5 protein-coding genes are annotated in these 5,277 nt (G+C 71.6%); 4 read left to right on the forward strand and 1 reads right to left on the reverse strand.

Annotation, left to right across the window (positions count from 1 at the left end; all coding sequences use genetic code 11):
- Positions 1 to 371, reverse strand: a 371-nt coding sequence (locus K206_RS0135575) for a TrmH family RNA methyltransferase (RefSeq protein WP_020207010.1), incomplete at its 3' end; no start/stop codon positions are given.
- Between the two features lie 166 nt (positions 372 to 537).
- On the opposite strand from K206_RS0135575, the gene K206_RS0135580 reads away from it, so the two are divergent.
- The 4 genes from K206_RS0135580 to mutS all read left to right on the forward strand — a co-directional run bounded on the left by K206_RS0135580 (position 538) and on the right by mutS (position 5,245).
- Positions 538 to 1,353 carry an inositol monophosphatase family protein gene (locus K206_RS0135580; RefSeq protein WP_020207011.1) on the forward strand — a complete coding sequence of 272 codons (816 nt, stop codon included), beginning with the start codon at positions 538 to 540 and terminating at the stop codon, positions 1,351 to 1,353.
- Positions 1,354 to 1,576: 223 nt separating this feature from the next.
- Complete coding sequence (locus tag K206_RS0135585; protein ID WP_020207012.1) at positions 1,577 to 1,792, forward strand: YdcH family protein; 216 nt, start codon at positions 1,577 to 1,579, stop codon at positions 1,790 to 1,792.
- A 41-nt stretch (positions 1,793 to 1,833) separates the two neighbouring features.
- Positions 1,834 to 2,268: a universal stress protein gene (locus K206_RS0135590; RefSeq protein WP_020207013.1), complete on the forward strand. Its 435-nt coding sequence runs from the start codon at positions 1,834 to 1,836 to the stop codon at positions 2,266 to 2,268.
- A 283-nt stretch (positions 2,269 to 2,551) separates the two neighbouring features.
- The gene (mutS, locus tag K206_RS0135595; RefSeq protein WP_029044445.1) at positions 2,552 to 5,245 is read left to right on the forward strand and encodes a DNA mismatch repair protein MutS; all 2,694 of its coding nucleotides are present in this window, start codon (positions 2,552 to 2,554) and stop codon (positions 5,243 to 5,245) included.
- Positions 5,246 to 5,277 lie beyond the last annotated feature (32 nt).

The following is a 5,277-nucleotide window of genomic DNA, read 5'->3' on the forward strand; positions in this document are numbered from 1 at the left end:
CCGAACTCGCGCTGGCGCGCGGTCAGCGCCACCGCGTAGGCGGTGCCGGCCAGCGCGTGCTCGATGCCGTCCACGATCACCGCGCCGGCCAGCACGTCGTCGGCGCCGCTGGCCATCGCCACCGCGTCCGGGTGCGCGCGCACTTCCGGCTCGCGCGGCGCGACCAGCACCAGGCTGCCCGGCACGGCGCCGAAGCCCATCGTCTTGATGGCCCGCGCGACCGCGCCGACGTTGCCGGGATGGCTGGTCTCCACCAGCACGAAGCGCACGGCGGCGAAGGCCGCGGGTGCGCCCTGCGTCATATCCATTGGCTGGCGCGGCGTGGCGGCGGCGTCGCCGGCGGCGGCACTCGTCTGGTTCGGCGGGTTCATATACAATCCAGGCTTCATCTTCGGTGCGCCGCCCGTTCCGCCGGTTTCCGGCCAAGGCGACGCGCCCGTTCTTCTACAATTCGTTGTGTTGTCAGCCGCCCCCGGAGGGCAGCGCGCCCGGCCTTTCGCGCCGGGGGGCGCACTCCTGGCCGGCCTGGAGAGATTCATGCATCCGATGCTCAATATCGCCGTCAAGGCGGCCCGCAAGGCAGGTTCCGTTATCAACCGCGCGTCGATGGACGTCGACCGGGTCCATGTCTCCCGCAAGCAGCACAACGATTTCGTCACCGAAGTCGACCGCGCCGCCGAGGCCGCGATCATCGAGATCATCCACACGGCCTACCCGGAACACGCCATTCTAGCGGAAGAGTCCGGCCAGTCCTGGGCCGAGGGCGAGGAAGCCGGCGAATACACGTGGGTGATCGACCCGCTCGACGGCACCACCAACTTCATCCACGGCTTTCCCCAGTATTGCGTCTCCATCGCCCAGCTGCACAAGGGCGTGCCGGTGCAGGCCGTGGTCTACGACCCCACGCGCGACGAGCTCTTCACCGCCAGCAAGGGCGCCGGCGCGTTCCTGAACAACCGCCGCATCCGCGTCTCGCGCCGCGACAAGCTGGCCGACTGCCTGGTCGGCACCGGCTTCCCGTACCGCGACCTGGCCGGCCTGGACCAGTACATGGAGCTGTTCGCGCTGATGACGCAGAACTGCGCCGGCCTGCGCCGCCCGGGCGCCGCCGCGCTGGACCTGGCCTACGTGGCCTGCGGCCGCACCGACGGCTTCTTCGAGCAGGGCCTCAAGCCCTGGGACATGGCCGCCGGCATGCTGCTGGTGACCGAGGCCGGCGGCCTGACCGGCAACTACGCCGGCGAGGCGCGCCAGCTCGAGCAGGGCGAGATCCTGGCCGGCAACCCCAAGGCGTTCGCGCAGATGGTGCGCCTGCTGTCGCCGTTCTCGGCCGACCACGCCAAGGCGGCCTGAGCCTCCCCCGCCGCCCGCGCGCAACGCCCGCCCCTCACGGAGCGGGCGTTTTCGTTTGCGCGCGGGCGGCGCATACGCCGTGTGAGCCTGATCCATATCAAGGCCCGCGGTGCCGCGCCGGCACACAATGAAAGCATGCGCTGCCGGCACCCTCGCCCTGGCGCGGGCCCCCGCCCGCTGCAGGCCGCCGCGCAGCCCGGACCGCCACTTCAAGGAGCCTCGCATGTTTCCCGAATTCCGCGAACTGATCTCTGTGCTCAAGGCACAGGACACGCACTTCGCCAAGCTGTTCCATCGCCACAACGAGATGGACCAGGAAATCAAGAACATGGAAGCCGGGCTGGTGCCGGCCGACAGCACCGCCATCGAGTCCCTCAAGAAGGAAAAGCTCAAGCTCAAGGACGAGCTCTACGTCATCCTGCGCAAGGCTTCGGCCTGAAGCACCGCCCCCTCCCCAACGCCCCAACCCAGGTACCACCCATGTTCAAGCACATCCTCCTCCCCATCGACGGTTCCGAGCTTTCCCAGAAGGCCGTCGGCGCCGCCATCGAGTTCGCCCGCGCCACCGGCGCCAAGCTGACCGCCTACATGAGCCTGGAGGAATATCCGTTCCTGCCGACCAGCGACGCCACCCACGAGAAGCGCTCGGTGTTCGAGCAGCGCGTCGAGGCCGCCGCGCGCGCCGAGCTGTCGCGCATCGAAGCGTCCGCGGCGCTGGCCGGCGTGCCGTGCAACGCCGTCACCTCGGTTTCGGCCGCGCCGTACCGCGGCATCATCGCCACCGCCGCCGAGCAGGGCTGCGACGTGATCTTCATGGCATCGCACGGCCGCAGCGGCATCAGCGGCCTGCTGCTCGGCAGCGAAACGCAGAAGGTGCTCACGCACAGCACCATCCCGGTGCTGGTGTTCCGCTGAGCGCACGCGCGCCAGCCCTCCCTCCGCGCCCCGCTCACCGGGGCGCGTTGCCGTGCCCGGCGCCCTCGCCGGGCGCCGCCGGCCCCAAGCCGCGCGGCCGGTGCTGTACCATATCGCCCATCTTCCGAAATACCCCCTTGCGTCCCGAGGCAGGCCCCTCGCGCGGCCGGATTGTTTCCGCCGCGCCCGCGCCGCGCGCCGTGCGCGCCGATCGGGCCGGCAAGGCGGTGGCAAGCACGGGGGCGCCGGCAGCGGCCCTCCGTGCCAAACAGGTTTAATGGCAATGGGATTGCAGAAAAAGACGGACCCGGACCAGACGGCGGCGGAGGCTTCCGGCGCCAAGCACACGCCGATGATGCAGCAGTATCTGCGCCTCAAGGCCGACCATCCGGACACCTTGCTGTTCTACCGGATGGGCGACTTCTACGAGCTCTTCCATGACGACGCGGAGAAAGCCTCGCGGCTGCTGGACATCACGCTGACCGCGCGCGGCGCCTCCAACGGCGTGCCGATCCGCATGGCCGGCATTCCGTTCCACTCGGTGGACCAGTACCTCGCGCGCCTGGTCAAGCTGGGCGAGTCGGTGGCGATCTGCGAGCAGATCGGCGACCCCGCCACCAGCAAGGGGCCGGTGGAGCGCAAGGTGGTGCGCATCGTCACCCCCGGCACGCTGACCGACGCGGCGCTGCTGCCGGACAAGGCCGACACCTTCCTGATGGCGGTGCACCAGCACACCACGCGCCGCGGCGTGAGCAAGATGGGGCTGGCCTGGCTCAACCTCGCCAGCGGCGAGCTGCGCCTGATGGAGTGCGAAGTGGCGCAGCTGGGCCGCGAACTGGAGCGCATCCGCCCGGCCGAGCTGCTGTTCGCCGACGGCATCGAACTGCCGGCGCTGGCCTGCGCGCGCACGCGCCTGCCGGAATGGCATTTCGACCAGGAGGCCGGCACGCGCCGCCTGCGCGAGCAGCTCGGCGTGGCCAGCCTGGACCCGTTCGGCTGCGCCGGGCTGGGCGCGGCGCTGGGCGCGGTGGGCGCGCTGCTGAACTACGCCGCCTCCACCCAGGGCCAGTCGCTGCGCCACGTGCAGGGCGTGACGGTCGAGCGCGAATCGGAATTCGTCGGCCTGGACACCGCCACGCGCCGCAACCTGGAGCTGACCGAGACCCTGCGCGGCGGCGAGTCGCCCACGCTGTTCTCGCTGCTCGACACCTGCGCCACCACGATGGGCAGCCGCCTGCTGCGCCACTGGCTGCACCATCCGCTGCGCGACCGCGCGCTGCCGCAGGCGCGCCAGCAGGCCATCGGCGCGCTGCTGGAGCAGGGCATCGAGCCGCTGCGCGCGGCGCTGCGCCGGCTGTCCGACGTGGAGCGCATCACCGCGCGCCTGGCGCTACTCAACGCGCGCCCGCGCGACCTGTCCTCGCTGCGCGACACGCTGGCGGCGCTGCCCGAGGTGCAGGCCCGCGTGCGGCCCGACGAGGCCGCGCCGCTGCTGAGCCAGACCGTGGCCGAGCTGGCCGTGCCGCAGGACTGCCAGGCGCTGCTGGTGGCCGCGGTGGCGCCCGAGCCCGCCAGCGTGGTGCGCGACGGCGGCGTGATCGCGCGCGGCTTCGACGCCGAGCTCGACGAGCTGCGCGACATCTCCGAGAACTGCGGCCAGTTCCTGGTCGACCTGGAGACGCGCGAGCGCACCCGCACCGGCATCGCCAACCTGCGCGTGGAATACAACCGCGTGCACGGCTTCTACATCGAAGTGACCAACGGCCAGGCCGACAAGGTCCCCGACGACTACCGCCGCCGCCAGACGCTCAAGAACGCCGAGCGCTACATCACGCCCGAGCTCAAGGCCTTCGAGGACAAGGCGCTGTCGGCGCAGGACCGCGCGCTGGCGCGCGAGAAGCAGCTCTACGACGCGCTGCTGCAGCAGTTGCTGCCGCATATCGGCGAGCTGCAGCGCGTGGCCGGCGCGCTGGCCCGGCTGGACGTGCTGGCGGCGCTGGCCGAGCGCGCGCAGACGCTGGACTGGACCCGGCCCGAGCGCGTCGACGAGAACGCCATCGACATCGCGCAGGGCCGCCATCCGGTGGTGGAAGGCCAGCTCGCCTCGGAGTCGGTGCCGTTCATCGCCAACGACTGCCAGCTGACCGAGGCACGCAAGCTGCTGCTGATCACCGGCCCGAACATGGGCGGCAAGTCGACCTTCATGCGCCAGACCGCGCTGATCGTGCTGCTGGCCTGCGTGGGCGCCTACGTGCCCGCGCGGCGCGCGGTGATCGGCCCGATCGACCGCATCTTCACCCGCATCGGCGCGGCCGACGACCTCGCCGGCGGGCGCTCCACCTTCATGGTGGAGATGACCGAGGCGGCCGGCATCCTGCACAACGCCACCCCGGCCAGCCTGGTGCTGATGGACGAGATCGGCCGCGGCACCTCGACCTTCGACGGCCTCGCGCTGGCGTGGGCGATCGCGCGCCACCTGCTGGCGCACAACCGCAGCCACACGCTGTTCGCCACGCACTACTTCGAGCTCACGCAACTGCCGCAGGAGTTCACGCAGGCGGCCAACGTGCATCTCTCGGCGGTGGAGCACGGCGACGGCATCGTGTTCCTGCACGCCGTGCAGGACGGCCCGGCCAGCCAGAGCTACGGCCTGCAGGTGGCGCAGCTGGCGGGCGTGCCGCAGCCGGTGATCCGCGCCGCGCGCAAGCACCTGGCGTGGCTGGAGCAGCAGTCGGCCGACGCCACGCCCACGCCGCAGCTCGACCTGTTCGCCGCGCCGCCGGCGCCGGACGAGGAGGAATACGAGGACGACTACGCGCAGCCCGCCGCGGCGCAGGGCGGCGCGATGTCGCCGGAGCAGTCCGCGCTGCTCGACGCCATCGGCGGGCTCGACCCCGACAGCCTGACCCCGCGCGAGGCACTCGACGCGCTCTACCGGCTGCGGGCGCTGGCCAGGGATGCGGTAGCCACCGCATGACGCCGACCGGGCCGCGCCGCCGCCACGCGCCG

This window comes from Cupriavidus sp. WS, assembly GCF_000395345.1.
Taxonomy (GTDB): Bacteria; Pseudomonadota; Gammaproteobacteria; order Burkholderiales; family Burkholderiaceae; genus Cupriavidus; species Cupriavidus basilensis_B.

Bases quoted from the DNA above. Each gene is read 5' to 3' on its own strand.
- mutS (WP_029044445.1), top strand. From the start codon at position 2,552: ATGGGATTGCAGAAAAAGACGGACCCGGACCAGACGGCGGCGGAGGCT.
- K206_RS0135585 (WP_020207012.1), top strand. From the start codon at position 1,577: ATGTTTCCCGAATTCCGCGAACTGATCTCTGTGCTCAAGGCACAGGAC.
- K206_RS0135590 (WP_020207013.1), top strand. From the start codon at position 1,834: ATGTTCAAGCACATCCTCCTCCCCATCGACGGTTCCGAGCTTTCCCAG.
- K206_RS0135580 (WP_020207011.1), top strand. From the start codon at position 538: ATGCATCCGATGCTCAATATCGCCGTCAAGGCGGCCCGCAAGGCAGGT.